Annotated in this window: 21 protein-coding genes; 1 reads left to right on the top strand and 20 read right to left on the bottom strand. The window is 47.3% G+C overall.

Going from position 1 to position 18024, the window contains the following annotated elements; genetic code table 11:
* Positions 1–45: 45 nt before the first annotated feature.
* Positions 46–669, top strand: coding sequence for an SDR family oxidoreductase (locus T411_RS0100705; RefSeq protein WP_223225464.1), 624 nt, complete (start codon positions 46–48; stop codon positions 667–669).
* Between the two features lie 12 nt (positions 670–681).
* Here the strand turns inward: T411_RS0100705 and T411_RS0100700 are convergent, their stop codons facing one another.
* The 20 genes from T411_RS0100700 to T411_RS0100605 all read right to left on the bottom strand — a co-directional run bounded on the left by T411_RS0100700 (position 682) and on the right by T411_RS0100605 (position 18023).
* Entirely contained in the window at positions 682–1428 is a 747-nt protein-coding gene (locus T411_RS0100700; RefSeq protein WP_000233072.1) for an MlaA family lipoprotein, read from the bottom strand.
* 70 nt (positions 1429–1498) lie between these two features.
* Positions 1499–2713, bottom strand: coding sequence for a c-type cytochrome biogenesis protein CcmI (gene ccmI, locus T411_RS0100695; RefSeq protein WP_000266864.1), 1215 nt, complete (start codon positions 2711–2713; stop codon positions 1499–1501).
* Between the two features lie 2 nt (positions 2714–2715).
* Positions 2716–3159 carry a cytochrome c-type biogenesis protein gene (locus T411_RS0100690; protein WP_001918752.1) on the bottom strand — a complete coding sequence of 148 codons (444 nt, stop codon included), beginning with the start codon at positions 3157–3159 and terminating at the stop codon, positions 2716–2718.
* Between the two features lie 29 nt (positions 3160–3188).
* Positions 3189–3743 (bottom strand): DsbE family thiol:disulfide interchange protein, encoded by a 555-nt coding sequence (locus T411_RS0100685; protein ID WP_001035064.1) that lies wholly within the window; start codon positions 3741–3743, stop codon positions 3189–3191.
* Positions 3744–5699, bottom strand: coding sequence for a heme lyase CcmF/NrfE family subunit (locus tag T411_RS0100680; protein WP_000559818.1), 1956 nt, complete (start codon positions 5697–5699; stop codon positions 3744–3746).
* A complete protein-coding gene (ccmE, locus tag T411_RS0100675; protein ID WP_001069622.1) occupies positions 5696–6178 on the bottom strand; it encodes a cytochrome c maturation protein CcmE in 483 nt (160 codons plus the stop codon). Before ccmE ends, T411_RS0100680 begins: the two co-directional genes overlap by 4 nt.
* Positions 6175–6381: a heme exporter protein CcmD gene (gene ccmD / locus T411_RS0100670; protein ID WP_000545344.1), complete on the bottom strand. Its 207-nt coding sequence runs from the start codon at positions 6379–6381 to the stop codon at positions 6175–6177. Before ccmD ends, ccmE begins: the two co-directional genes overlap by 4 nt.
* Entirely contained in the window at positions 6381–7133 is a 753-nt protein-coding gene (locus T411_RS0100665) for a heme ABC transporter permease (RefSeq protein ID WP_000266113.1), read from the bottom strand. The genes ccmD and T411_RS0100665 overlap by 1 nt, the downstream gene beginning before the upstream one ends.
* 90 nt (positions 7134–7223) lie before the next feature.
* The gene (ccmB, locus tag T411_RS0100660) at positions 7224–7892 is read right to left on the bottom strand and encodes a heme exporter protein CcmB (RefSeq protein WP_000982362.1); all 669 of its coding nucleotides are present in this window, start codon (positions 7890–7892) and stop codon (positions 7224–7226) included.
* Positions 7889–8512 carry a cytochrome c biogenesis heme-transporting ATPase CcmA gene (gene ccmA / locus T411_RS0100655; protein ID WP_000895172.1) on the bottom strand — a complete coding sequence of 208 codons (624 nt, stop codon included), beginning with the start codon at positions 8510–8512 and terminating at the stop codon, positions 7889–7891. The genes ccmB and ccmA overlap by 4 nt, the downstream gene beginning before the upstream one ends.
* 373 nt (positions 8513–8885) lie before the next feature.
* A complete protein-coding gene (gene flrD / locus T411_RS0100650) occupies positions 8886–9389 on the bottom strand; it encodes a flagellar transcriptional regulator FlrD (protein ID WP_001881776.1) in 504 nt (167 codons plus the stop codon).
* Positions 9365–9859, bottom strand: coding sequence for a chemotaxis protein CheW (locus tag T411_RS0100645; RefSeq protein ID WP_000075896.1), 495 nt, complete (start codon positions 9857–9859; stop codon positions 9365–9367). Before T411_RS0100645 ends, flrD begins: the two co-directional genes overlap by 25 nt.
* Before the next feature lie 38 nt (positions 9860–9897).
* On the bottom strand, positions 9898–10914 hold the full coding sequence (locus T411_RS0100640) for a chemotaxis protein CheW (protein ID WP_000092964.1): 1017 nt from the start codon (positions 10912–10914) through the stop codon (positions 9898–9900).
* Positions 10907–11683: a ParA family protein gene (locus T411_RS0100635; RefSeq protein ID WP_000637668.1), complete on the bottom strand. Its 777-nt coding sequence runs from the start codon at positions 11681–11683 to the stop codon at positions 10907–10909. The genes T411_RS0100640 and T411_RS0100635 overlap by 8 nt, the downstream gene beginning before the upstream one ends.
* A 9-nt stretch (positions 11684–11692) precedes the next feature.
* A complete protein-coding gene (locus T411_RS0100630) occupies positions 11693–12826 on the bottom strand; it encodes a protein-glutamate methylesterase/protein-glutamine glutaminase (protein ID WP_000985860.1) in 1134 nt (377 codons plus the stop codon).
* Between the two features lie 26 nt (positions 12827–12852).
* Positions 12853–15210: a chemotaxis protein CheA gene (locus T411_RS0100625; RefSeq protein ID WP_000119661.1), complete on the bottom strand. Its 2358-nt coding sequence runs from the start codon at positions 15208–15210 to the stop codon at positions 12853–12855.
* A gap of 9 nt (positions 15211–15219) precedes the next feature.
* A complete protein-coding gene (locus T411_RS0100620) occupies positions 15220–15939 on the bottom strand; it encodes a protein phosphatase CheZ (protein WP_000624259.1) in 720 nt (239 codons plus the stop codon).
* A 55-nt stretch (positions 15940–15994) separates the two neighbouring features.
* Positions 15995–16363 (bottom strand): chemotaxis response regulator CheY, encoded by a 369-nt coding sequence (gene cheY / locus T411_RS0100615; RefSeq protein ID WP_000697869.1) that lies wholly within the window; start codon positions 16361–16363, stop codon positions 15995–15997.
* 45 nt (positions 16364–16408) lie between these two features.
* Positions 16409–17143, bottom strand: a complete 735-nt coding sequence (locus T411_RS0100610) for an RNA polymerase sigma factor FliA (protein WP_001030417.1) — start codon at positions 17141–17143, stop codon at positions 16409–16411.
* A complete protein-coding gene (locus tag T411_RS0100605; protein WP_000182546.1) occupies positions 17136–18023 on the bottom strand; it encodes a MinD/ParA family protein in 888 nt (295 codons plus the stop codon). Before T411_RS0100605 ends, T411_RS0100610 begins: the two co-directional genes overlap by 8 nt.
* Position 18024: the final 1 nt, after the last annotated feature.

Below are 18024 nucleotides of genomic sequence, written 5' to 3'. Positions count from 1 at the left end.
GACATAAAAAGTGCAATAATATTAATTACTTCTGCAAGCTCAGCCTTGGGTAGCACACTGGCAACACATTTTGTGAGGTTAGGAGCCAAAGTGATCCTCTGCGATCGCGATCAACAAGGATTAGTCGATACCTATTGGCGCTGTCATGCACTCTCAGATCAAGTTGCCTACTTTCATATCAAGGATTTTTCCCCAGAAAGTATTGAGACGCTGCTTGATATGGTCGAGCAAAAATTTGAGCGTGCGCCCGATGTGCTGATCAACAACTTACCGTCTGCGCGATTGCCGTCACTGGTCGATGAAAAACCTAGCGAGCAGTTTATTCAGCAGCTCGCGGCTATTGCGTCTTCACTGTTTAACTTCAGTCATGCTTGCTCTGTTAGGATGCGCCAACGGCAAACCAAAGGGGTCATCGTCAATGTGGTGTGTTACAACACAGTACAAGATAGATCCGGTATTGTGAGTGCCAATTCGATGGTATCGGGGTTTACTCAGAGCTGGGCTCAAGAGCTTACCCCATTTAATATTCGAGTGGGGGGAGTTGTCCCTCAAATCGCTAGCGCCAACGATGAAATCGTACACTGGTCAGAAATGCGGGAAGAGCTGATCCGTAATACAGAGTATATTGTTTCCAATGAATACTTTAGCGGCAGGGTTATGTCAGCCTGATTTCAGAGACCATCATAACCCTTCATTTAAATACTCATCGAGATACTCTTCTTCCTCAGGGTCATAGTCATCCACTTGGATCTCCGCTTTGAAAGCTTGCCGTTGGAGATAAGCATCGCGAGCCAAACTGTAAGGATCAGGTGAGTCTTGTAATAAGGCCTCTTGCGAAACTAACGCAGCGCGCGTTTCCATGCCTTCAAGTGCCCATTTGCCGACCCCAGCCCAGATATTGAGATAGGCAAGCGGGAAATACATGCCATCCACCACATCGGTCACTTCGCGTACCGTATAGGGACCATAACCTGGGACCATTAAATAGGGGCCATTGCCCACACCGTAATGGCCTACCGCATCACTGAACGCCTTATCATCGTATTTTTTGATGCCTGCTTCAGAAGCGATATCAATCAAACCGAGTAAACCAAAGCTGGTATTAATCCAAAAACGATTAAAGTGATCGACCGCTTTTGTCCCATTGCCCATCAGCAGGTTATTCACCATGCTGGCAGGCTCGTCTAAGTTAGAGAGGAAGTTGGCAATGCCACTGCGTACAGGCTTAGGTACATAACCGACATAAAATAGAGAGACCGGACGCACCACATAAGGGTCTAGGTAGTCATAGTTAATTGTCCACATTTGCCGGTTGAAACTTTCCAGAGGATCGTTCACCTGCGAATGAGGGGAGGAGTCATCAGGTGCACTGCTGCACCCAACTAAAAAAAGTGTGAATAGCGTAATCCAAGATAAGCGGCCAACCATACGTAATTCCATGTGCAAAGGCCGATGATCCCATCGGCCTTATTGTTATATTATTTTTCAGCTTGTGATTTTATTCATACTGCTTATCAAGCACAACGTCAACAGGCTCACCTGTTTTCATTGTGGGACTTTCGGCATACCAGTCACCGCTTTTCGTCGCCACATTACCATCGCTGTCGATACGCACACGTACCACATACGACTCAAGACTGGACAATTTTGATCCTTCCATCATGCTGTTATTGTCATCCAACACCACGGTTCTTGGAAACTCACCTAGCGGATAACGGGCTGCAGCAACAGGCATTGGCGAACCGGGAGCATGGATAGATACGATCAACACTGCGTTAGGATCAACCTTAACCTGCTCGCCTAGATTAATGGTGACTTTCACCGATTGACCCTCTGCCATGCCCTCGCCCATTCTCTTACGAGCGCTTTCAATACTGCGGCTGAGCATCTCATAACGAGCATCGTCAGGACCAATCGCTTGTTGCATCAAACTCCAGTACTTGATTGCAGCAGGAAAATCTCCACTTTCAAAAGCATCAAACGCCAATAATGAATAGACGCGTAAATCAGCATAACCACGTTGGGCTAACTTGAGCAGAATCGACTTCGCTTCTTGCTGGTCGACAGGATCATTCGAAAGCATCAAAGCTTGTGCGTAACCAAATTTCACATCCGGATCTTCATTATCCAGAGCAAAAGCTTTCTTCATCGCGCCAATCGCGGTTTCCAGATCGCGATTAGCAAGGCCAATCCGACCCAGCAACAACCAACCGGTAACATCATCAGGCTGATAATGCAGTCGAGTGCGCAGTGCCAACGTCAAATCATTCATCTCTTCGTCACTGAGTTCCGCTTGTGGCGACATGAGTTTTTTTGACAATTCAGGCAGTTGTGCTGACACTTGCTGCCAAGCCTGAACATGCTGATAGTGACCAAACTTGGCGTACAGCGCATAACTCAATCCGACTACCAACAATACTGAAGGCAGGGCAACCATCCACAGTGAAACACGATTTTCCTGCTGATGTTTTTGCTGGGTTGGAATGTCGTCAAGCAGAGTCTGTTTTAAGTCGGCAATCAAATCTTGTTGATCGGCAACAATGCCTTCTTCGGTTTCCTCTTCAAGCTCTTTCAAGCGGTCTTTGTAAAACGCTTTATTCAGCTCATCGCGCAAAGCCTGATCGTTATTCGCACGCTTTTGAATAAACGGAATGATGACGAAAACCACCGCAATCGCCACCAGTAATAGGGTCGAGATCCAAAACATCCACATGATTACTTCTCTCCCTCTTGCTCTTCTTTTAGCAATGCTTTCAAACGGGCTTCTTGCTCTTCATTCCACTCGGCATTATTCGCAGCATCACGCGCTTTACGACGACTGCGTAACACAATCACAGTGAAACCAATCACTAACACTGAAATAGGCCCAAGCCAAAGAACAGCGGTACCTAAGGTAAATGGCGGATTGTAGGTCACAAAGTTGCCATAACGCGCAATCATGTAGTCGACGATTTCCGATTTCGATTTACCCTCTTTGGTCATCTCATACACTTTTTGGCGCAGATCTTGTGCCAACTCAGCGTTTGAGTCGGCAATCGTGTTGTTTTGACATTTCGGGCAGCGCAAGGTCGCCCCCAATTCTTGAAATTGTTTCTCCTGCTCTGGAGTATCAAAGTCATACACTTCAATCGTTGCAAACGCCGAGAGAGAAATCAGCATGGCGGCACAGACCGCAAACAACCACTTTTTCATTGTTTCGCCTCCGCCAGCATTTTTTCATACAGTGGCGCGAGTGTTTCTTGCCAGTTGCGCGAATTAACATCCCCAACATGACGATAGCGAATCACGCCATTGGCATCGATTAAGAAGGTTTCTGGAGCACCGTACACCCCAAGATCCAGTCCCAACATACCATTGCCATCAAACAAGCTGATCAGGTAAGGATTGCCTAAATCATTTAGCCATTGAGTTGCTTTATCTCGCTGATCTTTATAATTAAGGCCGATGATTTTTACCCCTTGTTTGGCCAACTCATTGAGATATTGATGCTCGGCATAACAAGTTGGACACCAGGTTGCCCATACATTAAGCAGTAAAGGCTCGCCTTTGAAAATCGACTGATCGTATAACTTACCGGGCTCTGCCAGATCTTCGAGACGAAACTCAGGAACGGTTTTTCCCACCAAAACCGATTCCAACTTGGTTGGGTCATCCCCTGCGGAGTTTTTCATTAACTGGGTAGCAAACACACCAGCCAACAGCAAAAATGCCACTAGCGGGATAAATAAAATCTTCTTATTCACTTAAGCCTCCTGATGTGCGTTTTTTCTAAAGCGGTAACGCTTGTCACTGATGGCTAAGGCACCACCGATGGCCATCAGCAAGCCGCCTGCCCAAATCCAGCGCACATAAGGTTTGTAATAAATACGCACAGCCCAAGAGCGGTTATCATCCAAACGCTCACCCATCGCAATGTAAAGGTCACGCGTAATGCCACGGTCGATCGCCGCTTCGGTCATCATTGACTTTGCGGTGCGATAGAAACGTTTCTCGGCATGCAATGTATTGACATATTGGCCTTGGCTAGTGATTTCAAAATCAGCAATGTAGCCATCGTAGTTCGGTCCATCTTTATCACGCACACCTTGGAAGTAAAAGTTGTACTCATTGAGTTGGAAGTTATCTCCCGGAGCCAAACGCACATCACGTTCAATGCTGTAGTTTTGCACCATAGCAATACCAATGATGCTCACCGCTAAACCAACATGACCAAGCATCATCGCCCAGTGGCTACGTTGCAGTTTCTTCACCCCAACTATGAAGCGGTGACGATGAGTCGCTCGCGTGTGCAGTTCATAAGCGTGTAACAGTAAGATCCACCACGCCATGACCCAACCAAGATAAGCCATTGGGCTAAACGTCGGAGCATTCAGCCACATCATCAACGCTGCCAATACTAACGATGCCATCGCTGTGATGAGCATAGGTTTAAAGAGTGTGGAGATTTGATCGCGCTTCCAGCGGATCAGTGGACCAATTCCCATAAAAAATGCAAAAGGAATCATCAACCAGGCAAACAGCATGTTAAAGAAAGGCGCACCGATAGAGACGGAACCAAGACCCAGTTGTTTGTGCACTAAAGGCAACAAGGTACCAATCAGTACCACCGCGAGTGCGGTCATCAGCAGCACGTTGTTTACCAACAAGCTGTTTTCACGAGATACCAGCTCAAAATTACCACGCACTCGTACTGAAGCGCCTTTGATCGCAAATAGCAGTAGTGAACCACCAATCACCGCAATCAAGAAGCCGAGAATGAACATACCGCGCGCCGGATCGGAGGCGAAAGCATGCACCGAAACCAAGATGCCTGAGCGCACTAAGAAGGTGCCCAATAGGCTCAACGAGAATGCAGAAATCGCCAGCAGTACCGTCCACGCTTTGAACGTGCCGCGTTTTTCAGTCACCGCTAATGAGTGCATCAGCGCTGTTCCGGCAAGCCAAGGCATGAAAGAGGCGTTTTCCACTGGATCCCAGAACCACCAACCGCCCCAGCCAAGTTCGTAGTAAGCCCACCATGAACCCAGTACGATACCCAGCGTCAAAAAGAGCCAAGCGGCCGTTGTCCAAGGTCGTGACCAACGTGCCCATGCCGTGTCGAGACGGCCTGTCATCAAAGAAGCAATCGCAAACGAGAAGGCCACGGAGAATCCCACATATCCCATGTACAACATAGGCGGGTGAATGATTAACCCGGGGTCTTGCAGCAGCGGATTTAAATCACGGCCGTCAATCGGAAAATAAGGCAAGGTGCGTAAAAACGGGTTAGACGTTAGAATGATGAAGAGTAAGAACCCAACAGTAATCATCCCCATCACCGCAAGCACACGCGCTACCGATTCTTGTGGCATACCGCGGCTAAAACTCGCGACAGCCACAGTCCAAGCCGCTTGGATAAGCACCCAAAGCAGTAATGAACCTTCATGCGCGCCCCATACAGCAGTGAGGCGATAGTACCAAGGCAGCTCACTATTGGAGTTACTTGCCACATATTGCACTGTAAAATCATTGATATAGAATGCCCACAGCAAAACCGCAAACGAGATCGACAGCAAAAAGAACATACCCCATGCCAAAGGGCGAGCCGTGTTCATCAATAGTGTGTTGTTGCGTGACGCCCCAACTAATGGCAGCACACTGAGTAATATCGCTAAGCTGAGCGATACAATCAGTGCAAAGTGGCCAATTTCAGCAATCATTGGTCGCTTCCTTGTTTCTGTTCTTGCGAGTATTGCAGTGGAGCGTGGGTCTTTTTCATCGCCTCTGCAATTTCTGGTGGCATATAGTTTTCATCATGCTTTGCCAGCACTTCAAACGCTTCAATTTTGGTCGGCTCCACTAACACCCCTTGTGCTACGATACCCTGACCTTCTCGGAACAGATCGGGCAAAATACCGTCATAGGTCACGGTAATACTTGGTCCCACATCGTGTAGATCAAAGCTGACTTTCAATGAGTTCGGATCACGTTTTACCGAACCTTCCACCACCATACCGCCAATACGTAAACGCTGGCCGATTTCCGGCTTTTTCCCCTCTTTGCCATACACGAGCTCAGTCGGGGTATAGAAGAGATCCATATTCTGATTCAAGGCATAGATGATGAGCCCAATGGTCGCGCTAAGGCCAAATAGAATGGCCAAAACAACACCGAGCCGCTTTTTACGTCTTGGGTTCATAGTGTGTTCTCCATATGTTTCGCAGCATCAATACGCGCCTGACGCGCCAATTTATCGCGCACTTGGTTGAGTAACTTGGTTTTGCGTCGAACGCTGACGATCCACAACATCGCCATGGAAAGATAAGTCAAACCGAAAGCACTCCAAACGTAAGCGGCATAACCGCCCATCGCTAAAAAATCACTGAAAGAGTCAAAATGCATTACCGATTTCCTCGCACGGTTTGGTTGGCAAGCTCACTCACCCAAGGACGGTGGCTTTCTCGGCTCAAAATTTCATTGCGTAAGCGGATCATGGTCAATGCAGCAAAAAAGAACGCAAAACCCAAGATACAAGCGAGCAGTGGCCATAACATTTCTGGTGCGATCGATGGTTTGGCAAACTTAGTGATCGTGGCACCTTGGTGCAAGGTGTTCCACCACTCAACGGAGAAGTGAATGATAGGCAGGTTAATCACTCCGACGATGGCTAATATACCCGCCGCTTTTGCCGCAGTTTTTTGGTCATCAAACGCATGATAAAGCGCAATAACCCCTAAATAGAGAAACAGCAGAACAAGCTCAGAGGTGAGACGCGCATCCCACACCCACCAGGCTCCCCACATCGGTTTGCCCCAAATAGCACCAGTGATAAGGGCAATAAAGGTGTACACCGCGCCGATGGGTGCCATGGCTAACGCGGCCATATCCGAAATACGCAGTTGCCAGACTATCCCGATAAATGCGGCGATGGCCATCGACATGTAAACCCCCATCGACCATATCGCTGCGGGAACATGGATATAGATGATTCGAAAACTGTCCCCTTGTTGGTAATCCGCAGGTGCATAGGCCAAACCGAGCACCGTTCCTACCGCAAGAAACAGGAATCCTAAACTGGCAAACCAAGGCAACAACTTACCACACAGCTGGTAAGCGGCATCAGGTTTGGCATAGGGATGAAGCCATTTCCACATGTTTATCTCACTTTGCTTTCAAATTATTGAGTTTTAACTAAGTTGTTATAATTTATCTAACGCAGTATTTTCGTGCTTGATCGAAAACAATCAATGCACACTTACTCGTAACGCCGCGCTGATCGCAAATGGCGTTAGAGTCATCGAACCCATGAGCATAGCCGCTAAAATCGCAAGCTGGCCGTTATACGGCATTCCCAATGCCGCCGCATCAATCGCCGAGGTCGCAAATATCAAAACAGGGATGAAGAGCGGCAAAACCAATAAGCTCAATAGCACCCCACCCTTTTGCAAACCCACGGTGAGTGCCACCCCAATTGCCCCAATAAAACTCAGTGTTGGAGTCCCCAGCAACAGAGTCAGCACTACCGCAAGCCAGGCTGAGCTATCAAATGAAAGCAAGATCGCCAGTAGTGGGCTAATTAAAATCAGCGGTAAGCCTGTCAGTAGCCAATGAGCCGTCACCTTAGCCAGTACCACCACTGAGAGCGGTAATGGTGTCAGCATCGCTTGCTCTAATGCACCATCTTGAAAATCATCACGAAATAAACGCTCCAATGAGAGCAATGCCGCTAATAAAGCGGCCACCCAAACAATCCCCGGCGCAATTCGTGCCAACAAGGCAGGTTCTGGTCCCACACTGAGCGGAAACAGGGTAATCACGATGATAAAAAACCACAGAGGGTTAAACACATCCGCCTGACGGCGAAAAGCAATTAAAAGTTCACGATGAATAAACTGAATAAAAGCAGGCATCATTTCGGATCACCCAAGCGAATTTTGCGCAGTTTAGGGTTATCGGCAAACATGTCTTGGTGAGTCGTCAGTATCACTATCCCCCCTTGCTGCGCATGGCTTAAAAAGAGCGCCTCAAGCACACTCACTCCTTGCTTATCGATGGCGGTGAGCGGTTCATCCAAAATCCACAGTGGCTTTTTACTTAACCATAATCTTGCCAAGGCAACTCGACGCTGTTGCCCTGCCGACAACTGTGCAACCGGCACATCTTCACGCCCAGCTAAACCAACTTTGGCTAGCGCTTCAAAAATCGCGGGGTCATCCACCGTTTGTTGATGAACCGCCAGATAAAAACGTAAATTTTCCAGTGCGGTGAGTTCTCGCTTGATGCCGGTTTGATGACCTAAAAACAGCAAGTCTTGATGATAACTTTCGCGGTCACTTTGAATTTTGCTCCGTTGCCAGAGGATTTCCCCACACTCACACTCTCCAAGACCCGCAATAATACGTAACAAGGTCGTTTTGCCTGTGCCATTACGACCTTCGATTTGAACGAGTTCGCCAGCATGGATCTCAAAAGAGAGTGATTCGAATAAAATCCGTTCATCACGTATGGCGGTGAGATTTTTAACTTCTAACATGCTTATCTACTAAGAGCGTTGGGACGGCTATATTAACACAGCGAGGGGGAGACTAAAGACGCGAACTCTATTACTAATCACGAAACTAAGTAAGAATCTATTAAAAATTCACGCGTTTTGTTCGCATCTAACCCTTTGTAGTTACAACTATAATCCATCCATAACGAGAAACATGCGTGATATCACAATATCAAACGCGCTAAACCCTCATCTCAACGATTCATCCGTTCCTGTCGATGAAGAATAAAAAAAGGAAGCCTACGCTTCCTTCAAAAACTCATTCAGTCATGAGCCATATCCAAATGAATATCTTTTTCCTAATTGAAGCTGTAGTCATGTTGGCTACCAGTAGGCTTCAAGGAAATAAGCCATACTATGATTTGGCTTTGTTGGCTCGAACTTCGGGATGACTTTCCAGCGGAGGAATCGATTCCTTACCCGCCAGTTTATTTTGCAAAGACATCATCAATTCCGCTTCGGCTTTGGGCAGCTCGCACTCTTGGATCAGTTCATTGAGATCGGCACCAAGTTGCACCATCTTACTGGCACGAGTGTACAAACGCGCATCCGCGTCAGTATTTTCCAGCTCAAGTAAACGCTCATTGAGATGGCGAATGATATCTTGTTGCTCACTGACTTTTTGTCCGAGCCCGACCATCACCGAACGCACTTCAAGCAGTTGTTTGTTGGATTTCTGCAGCTCACGATCCAGATTGCGAATTTGTTGGCGCAAGGTTTCACTTTGACGATGCTGACCACGTTTAAGACGCCACAATGCCAGCATGATGCACAAAACAACAAAAACCGACCCTCCTGCGATTACAGGAGGGGTTAACCAAATCAAATCAACCATTACATATGAGCCATTTCGTCCCATTCTTCATCGGTCAGGAACTTGTTCAGATCCACCAGAATCAGTAGTTTGCCATCACGATTGCTCACACCTTGGATAAATTTCGAGCTTTCATCGGTGCCCACACTTGGGGTTGAGTCAATTTCTGATGAACGTAGGTAAACCACTTCGGCCACGCTATCTACCAGAATTCCGATGACTTGGCGTTCTGACTCAATCACAATGATGCGGGTATTGTCAGTAATTTCGCCTTGCATCAAACCAAAACGTGAACGAGTGTCGATAACAGTCACGACGTTACCACGCAGGTTGATAATACCTAATACATAGTCAGGCGCTCCCGGTACAGGAGCAATTTCGGTGTAGCGCAGTACTTCACGTACCTGCATTACGTTGATGCCGTACGTTTCTTCTTCCAATTGGAACGTCACCCATTGAAGTACTTCATCGTTCGACTTTTCTTTTCTGACTTTCACTTCATTCGCCTGAGACATACCTTTCCCTCTCTGAGTCGTTTCCGACACCCAATGTTTTAATTTTCCAGTGCTTTTACATCAAGCCCTGCATTAAGCATAGCTATCAATGCTTGAACATGGATCAAAGCGCACATTTTTTCTTTCACCATGCCCGCGAGCCAAGGCCGTTTACCGACTTGCTCACGCCATCGCACTTTTTCTGTACTGAGTAACTCTGTGCCCATGAGTTGAGTGCTGGCAAGTCCCCACGCACTTTCTCCCAACATCACAATATACTGATAAGCTTGCTTATAACTCTCATCACGCAGCTTCTCAGCCATTACCCATTTTGCTGTATCAACCACATCAAGTTGTGAATCTCGATTGGTTTGTAAGCCTAAATACCAAGCCGGACGACCAATTAAATGGTTAAGTGTGGTCATACGATGAATCCCACCTAACTCATCGAGTGGCACTGCGAAAGTGACACCATTGACATCAAAATAGAGGACTTGGAAATCTTTTTCACGGATCGTGTTGGTCCAAGTGCCCAGTTTATTGCGCCCAGCTTGTGTTTCTGGAACGGCTTGCGCCTCAACAACCGGTACCTCAGCGACAGGTTCCTCGATGCTGGTTTCTATCGCAATTTCACGCTCTGCCTCAGTATCCACAGACTCTGGTTCGAGATCGTCTTCAATAACACTCTCTGGCGTCTCGATGTCCGGCTCAACATAGCTGGTTTCGATTTCCCACTCTTGGATCTCTTCAACAACGCTGCAGGGCTGAACAACGGGGTCGATTTTAGCGATTTTTGCCGTGTTTTCTTCGAGAATCTGTTCCAGATCCAGATCGGCTACTGGATTACTCGATTCCAACTGACTGAGCAAACGCTGCACATCTTCAAGATTAGGCAGCTCAAGCTCTTCAATTTCTGCATCAAAATAACTTTTATTTGGCACAGACTGGATGGCAGGAGCCATCTCCCACACCGGTTCAGGCTTGAGAGTGGACTCAAATTCGGCCGTTTCTTCATCCAGTAGCGCCGTAAAATAATCGTTCAGCGCTTGTTCGCTGGATATCAATGCACTACTCATCGATAGCGAGCCTCTCTAAGAAAAGCAGAAGCTGCTTATAAGCGAAAACGCCACGGCTCCCCTCTGCAAAATGCGAAGCGGGGAGTCGCTGTAAACTGGCATCACGAAATTTGGTATCAATCGGTACTGCAGAGGTCCAAACTTTGTCTGGATAGTCCTTTTTCAGTTGATTCAATGTCTGCAACGAAGCGCGCGTTCTCTTATCGTACATGGTTGGCACTATAGTCACTTTAAACTCACGGCTGCGCGATTTCTGCATAATTGCCAAAGTGCGAACCATACGCTCTAGACCTTTCATCGCCAGAAATTCGGTTTGCACAGGAATAAGAATACGATCGCTGGCCGCCAACGCATTAACCATCATTACCCCCAAAATAGGTGGGCAATCAATCAGTACATAGTCATAAACATGACGCAGCGCGAGCAGTGCACGCTTTAAAATCAGCCCCATCCCACTGCGATTTCCCATGACACGATCCAGTGTCGCAAGAGACATATGGGCAGGGATCAGATCAATACCTTGAATATCAGTATTTAAAATCAGAGGTTTAACAGAAGCTTCGTTATATTCACGTAACTGGAACAAGTCGAATAAACTGGCTGGTACACCATCAGAATCGTACCCCAAATAAGTAGTCAGTGAGGCATGTGGATCGGTATCAACCAGCAGGACACGCTTACCCTGCTGGCTTAATAAGCCTGCCAATGTAATCGTTGTGGTGGTTTTTCCTACCCCACCTTTTTGGTTTGCTACACTCCAAACGATCATTGAGGTTCCTTAGGCGAGCCCGACTTCTACCAACATACGCTCTGCGATTCTCTCCAGCGGTAGATCTTCCGTTGAAATTCCTGCTTTAGCGACAGCTTGTGGCATGCCATACACGACACAACTTTCTTCATCTTGTGCCCAAATGGTGGCTCCTGCTTGTTTCAGCATCCGTGCACCTTCACGTCCATCCGCACCCATTCCGGTCAAAATCATGGACAGTACTTTGTCACCAAAGATTTTCGCTGCGGAGCCAAAAGTAACATCCACACACGGTTTATAGTTCATGCGGTCGCCACCATCGATAATACGTAGGCGAGCCGCACCGGGTCGACCATCCAGCATCATCTGCTTACCACCCGGTGCTAAATAAGCAACACCCGGACGCAGCATATCTCCATCTTCCGCTTCTTTAACTTCAATTTTGCATAGCGAATTGAGACGGCTAGCAAAAGCAGCCGTAAATGTTGCTGGCATATGCTGAATCAACACTATGGGGTGTGGATAATTTACGGGGAGCTTAGTTAATATTTTTTGCAAGGCTACAGGTCCACCTGTTGAGGTTCCTATTGCGGTCAACTGGTATTTTTTACCCGAAGCTTTAAAACGAGTGGCTGCTGAAACCGCCGTCGAGGGTCGGTTTCCCAAAGGTGAGGTAGCTGCCGCTCGTTCTTGGCTGAGTGACGAACTCGCTGCTATTGATGTTGTAGGCGCAGGGCGTGGAGCTGCAGGGCGACGTAGAAACATCTTTTTCGATGCAATAGAAAGCACACGCTGCTGTAACAGTGTGACGGCTTCATCCCGGTTGCGCGCGATATCTTCAAACTTCTTAGGTAAAAAGTCTAACGCGCCAGCATCCAGTGCATCCAATGTGGCTTTTGCGCCATCATGGGTCAATGAAGAGAACATCAAAATGGGCACGGGATTGTTTGCCATGATTTCTCGGACAGCGGAAATACCGTCCATGACGGGCATTTCTATATCCATAGTGATCACATCTGGCTTGAGTCGAGCGGCCTTTTCTACGGCCTCTTTCCCATTTACAGCAACATCAATGACTTCTAAGCGCGATTCGGAGTTGATGATTTCACTCACGCGACGACGGAAAAAACTCGAATCATCAACAACTAATACTTTAATCGCCATGTTTATCCTTATCGTTGTGCAGCTAATCAGACGCGAGAAGCAGCTGCATACTGCTTGAGCAGATCCGGCACATCCAAAATCAGAGCAATATGACCATCGCTAGTGATAGTCGCACCAGACATACCTGGGGTGCCCTGTAGCAATTTATCCAGTGGCTTAATCACCACTTCTTCTTGACCAATTAAGGTATCCACAACCAGACCTACGCGCTGACTGCCGATTTGTACAATCACCACATGGCCATGACCTTGGCGAAGCTGTACTTTGCCTTTCTTCGGTGCTAACCAGTTTTGTAAGTAGAACAAGGGAATTGATTTTTCGCGCACTATGATAGTCAACTGACCATCAACCACATTGGTACGACGTAAATCCAGATGGAAAATCTCATTCACACTAGCCAGAGGCAGTGCAAACGGATGCCCCGCGACGCCAACCATCAAGGTAGGAAGAATAGCCAGAGTCAAAGGCACTTTGATGGTGATCTTTGTCCCTTTACCCATGGTAGAGTCAATATCGATCGAGCCGTTCAGTGTATTGATAGCGGTTTTTACTACGTCCATCCCCACACCACGCCCTGAAATATCGGTGATCTTCTCTTTACTAGAAAAACCAGGCATAAAAATGAGGTTAAAGCATTCTTTATTGGTAAGTCGGTTCGCGGCATCTTCATCCATTATTCCCCGTTTAACGGCGATACCACGCAGCTTATCGGGATCCATACCTGCACCGTCATCTACGATAGCTAACTGTATGTGATCTCCCTCTTGTGAAGCAGACAAAATCACTTTACCTGTACGAGACTTGCCATTTTTAGCACGCTCGTCCGGCATTTCGATACCATGGTCAACCGAGTTACGCACCAAGTGGATCAAAGGATCGGCTAGCGCTTCAACAAGGTTTTTATCGAGATCGGTTTCTTCACCACGTAACTCAAGGTCAATTTCTTTATTTAAGCTACGCGCCAAGTCACGAACCACGCGAGGGAAACGCCCGAACACTTTTTTGATCGGTTGCATACGCGTTTTCATCACCGCGCCTTGCAAGTCGGCAGTAACCACATCTAGGTTAGCCACCGCTTTAGACATCTCTTCGTCATTACTATTCAGGCCAAGGCTCAAGAGTCGGTTACGTACCAGAACCAACTCACCCACCATGTTCATGATGGTATCAAGTGTTGAGGTATCGACCCGAACAGTAGATTCAGTTTGTGCTTTCTTAGCACCACCAGCAGCGGCCACTTCGCGAGATTCATCAGAATCCTTCACCGCAGCAGGAGCCGGAGCTTTTGCTGGTTCCTCTTTAGCCACAGCAGGTTTTGCCGCTGCAGGCTTCGCAACAGGTTTCGCTGCTGGCTTAGTAGAAGGCGCGCTCGCCTCGGCGGAAGCTTTCGCATCACTAGAAACAGGGCTAGACGCCACTGGACGAGTAGCCATCTCTAGCTCTTCTACTGATGGGCCTTTGCCTGAACCATGTAGCTCATCCAGTAGTTTTTCAAACTCTTCGTCGGTCATTAAGTCATCGCCACCGGGCGCTGATTTTGCAGCTGCAGGTTTCGGTGTCTCAGTCGCTTTAGGCGTCGATGGTGTTACAGGAGCAGCAGGCGCTGCTGTCTCAATCGATGGGCCTTTGCCTTTGCCATGCAGTTGATCAAGTAGCTTTTCAAACTCATCGTCCGTGATATCACCGTTGAGATCAGAATTGGTTACTGATGCGGCTTTCGCTGGCGCAGAAGCGGGAGCTTGCGGAGACTGAGCTCCCGGAGCCTTGCCTTTACCATGCAGTTCATCAAGCAACTTTTCGAACTCATCTTCGTTGATATCGTCAATAGAGCCTTTATCAATCACACCACTGGATGCGCTTGCTGTAACCTCCGTCTCGACGTTGGGCACTGCCTCTTCAACAACGTCTTCAACGACTTCTTCGATAATCTCTTCAACCAGTTCTTCTTCTGGCTCATCGAAGTGCGCTTCTGCAGCCTCATCCTCGTCTTCTGAGGCTGGCTTACTTAAACGGTGCAATTCATCGAGTAATTCAGGGTCGGCAGGTTGCAGTGGTTCACGCTCTTGTACAGCACGAAATTGTTCATTAACAGTATCCAATGCTTTAAGCATGGTATCCATCAAGCTAGGAGAAACGTGTCGCTGACCATTTCGTAAAATGTCGAACACGTTTTCTGCACCGTGGCAGGTCTCCACTAGCTCGGATAACGCCAAGAAACCAGCACCGCCTTTTACGGTATGAAAACCACGGAATATGGCGTTCAACAGATCTCGGTCTTCTGGATTGTTTTCCAGTTCAACGAGCTGCTCGGAAAGCAACTCCAATATTTCGCCGGCTTCTACCAGAAAGTCCTGCAGGATGTCTTCGTCTAATTCGTAGCTCATACGTTACCCCTAAAATCCAAGACTCGATAACAGATCGTCAACTTCGTCTTGAGATGAGACAGCATCAATTCGTTCATGAGGATTGAGAATCGGCCCCTCTGGTTCTATTGATGCCACTGTCGCCTTGTCTGCTTTTTGTTCTTTTTGCGCTGCGCCAAAAACCGTCAGTATTTCGACTAAACGTTTTTCAACCTCATTGACCAGATTAATCACACGTTTGATGATTTGTCCTGTCAGGTCTTGAAAGTCTTGAGCCATCAGGATCTCAGTCAATTCACCACGCAATTCACTGCTGTCGCCTTCTACTTGCGAGAGCAAGTCATCAATCCGGTGGCATAGTGACTTGAAGTGCATCAGTTCAATCCGACCATTCATCAAGCCATTCCATTCAGGGCGAATCAGCAGCAAGCTTTCATGTAGTTTGTCGGCTATCGGCATACACCGATCCACTGCATCCATGGTTTTGTTCGCTGCGACTTCCGTTTTCTGTATAACGTAATGCAGTCTTTCCCGTGCGTCTGGAATTTCATCCGTCGCGATTTCACTGAAGCGCTCATCAATCTGAAAGTTTTTCAGCGCTTCGTGTAAGTCTCGCGTCAGCATCCCTATCTCTTTAAACATAGGGTTATTGGCAGACTCGTAGACATAGGTGAAAAGGCGATTAGCGTCGTCTTGACGTCCTTGTTCCAAAAGTTGCACGAGTTCTTTAGCCTGTTCTAATGAAATCATCCTGAATCAGCCTTTTGCGCGTGTGAATAGAGCACCTTTTGCCGCAGCAAAAGCCTTATAAACGCTCAAAAATTTTGTCTAATTTTTCTTTAAGCGTAGCAGCGGTAAATGGTTTTACGATGTAACCATTCACGCCTGCTTGAGCGGCTTCGATGATTTGCTCACGTTTGGCTTCTGCTGTGATCATTAGTACAGGCAGGTGCTTCAGTTCTTCGTCGGCACGGATATTTTTAAGCAAGTCAATACCTTGCATACCGGGCATATTCCAGTCTGTGACTACAAAGTCAAAATCACCTTTCTTGAGCATAGGCAATGCCGTTAGGCCATCGTCCGCTTCCTGCGTGTTATTGAACCCCAGATCTCGAAGTAGGTTTTTAACGATTCGGCGCATTGTTGAAAAGTCATCAACAATAAGGATCTTCATGTTTTTATTCAAAATTGCCTCCACTGAGTTTGAGATCAGTGATATTTAGTCATTCCGAGTCCAAGAACTTAACTTTGTTCTTAGCCGCTGCATAGATTGGCTGAGTATCTGGCTGACGCGAGATTCACTAACTCCAAGTACCTCACCAATTTCTTTTAAGTTTAGCTCTTCATCATAATAGAGCGAAAGTACCAAAGCTTCACGCTCCGGGAGCGATTTTATTGATTCAACGAGTGCTTTACGGAAAGATTCTTCAGCGACACCGTGAAAAGGCGAGTTATCTTCCCCCTCTTCAAACGGTGAAATCGCGTCGTCAGAAACACCGAGATCCTCTATCCCAACAATACGTGAACAGTTAATGTCCATCAGCACGCTGTGATACTGCTCTAGTGACATGTTTAAAAACTTCGCCACTTCAGCATCCGTTGGATCGCGATTGAGTTCTCCCTCGAGCACTGCAATCGCTTGACTGATTTCCCGATTATGTTTGTGCACAGATCGCGGAACCCAGTCACCACGTCGGATATCGTCGAGCATAGCCCCACGAATCCGAATTCCGGCATAGGTTTCAAAGCTCGCGCCTTTACTTCCATCATAATTTTTTTGTGCCTCAAGCAAACCAACCATGCCAGCTTGAATGAGGTCTTCGATCAGAACACTGGGCGGAAGACGACCAATCAAATGATGAGCGATACGCTTAACCAATACAGAGTACTTCTCAAGAAATAGCTGCTGGCTATTAAGATTTCCGTATTGATCGTATGTAAGCGCTTTATTCACCGAAAGGTTCCCCTACTGTTTCTGACCGATTAAGTAAGCGTTCAACGAAAAACTCCAAATGTCCACTTGGTGTTCTCGGTATCGGCCAAGTCAACGCTTTGTTTGCCAATGAGCTTATCGCCAATGCGGCTGGTGAGCGTGGATACGCATCCACCACGATTTTTTGTCGCTTCACCGCTTGGCGTACATTGTCGTCGAGTGGGATGCAGGCGACAAGTTCTAAGCTCACATTTAAAAACCGTTCTGTCACTAATGTTAATTTAGCAAATAATTCACGGCCTTCACGATAACTTCTCACCATATTAGCAACAATTTTAAATCGTTGAACTTGATGTTCTTTGCTCAGTAGCTTGATCAGGGCATACGCATCCGTGATTGAGGTCGGTTCATCACACACCACAACCACTACATCTTGCGCTGCGCGTGAGAAGCTCACCACCATATCTGAGATACCTGCCGCGGTGTCGATGAGCAAAATATCCATCTCATCTTCTAACGTGCCAAATGCACGAATCAGTCCCACGTGCTGAGCATGAGAGAGCTCGGTCATGGATTGCGTTCCGGACGTAGCGGGAATGATGCGAATACCATGTGGGCCTTCCACAATAGCATCTTTGAGCTCGCACTCTCCGGCTAAAACATGGCCTAGGTTACGTTTAGGGCGAATGCCGAGCATTACGTCAACATTAGCGAGGCCCAAGTCGGCGTCAAGTACCATGACTTTTTTGCCCTGTTTTGCCATACAGATAGCCATGCCTAAGGTGACATTCGATTTCCCTACACCACCTTTACCCCCAGTGACCGAAATTACTTTGGTCACTGACGGTTGGGTTAAGCGACGTAGGCCGCTTGCTTGGTCATATATCATTTTGTTTGTCATA

The organism is Vibrio cholerae ATCC 14035 (assembly GCF_000621645.1).
GTDB lineage: Bacteria > Pseudomonadota > Gammaproteobacteria > Enterobacterales > Vibrionaceae > Vibrio > Vibrio cholerae.
This window is presented reverse-complemented; position numbering and strand designations above follow the sequence as displayed.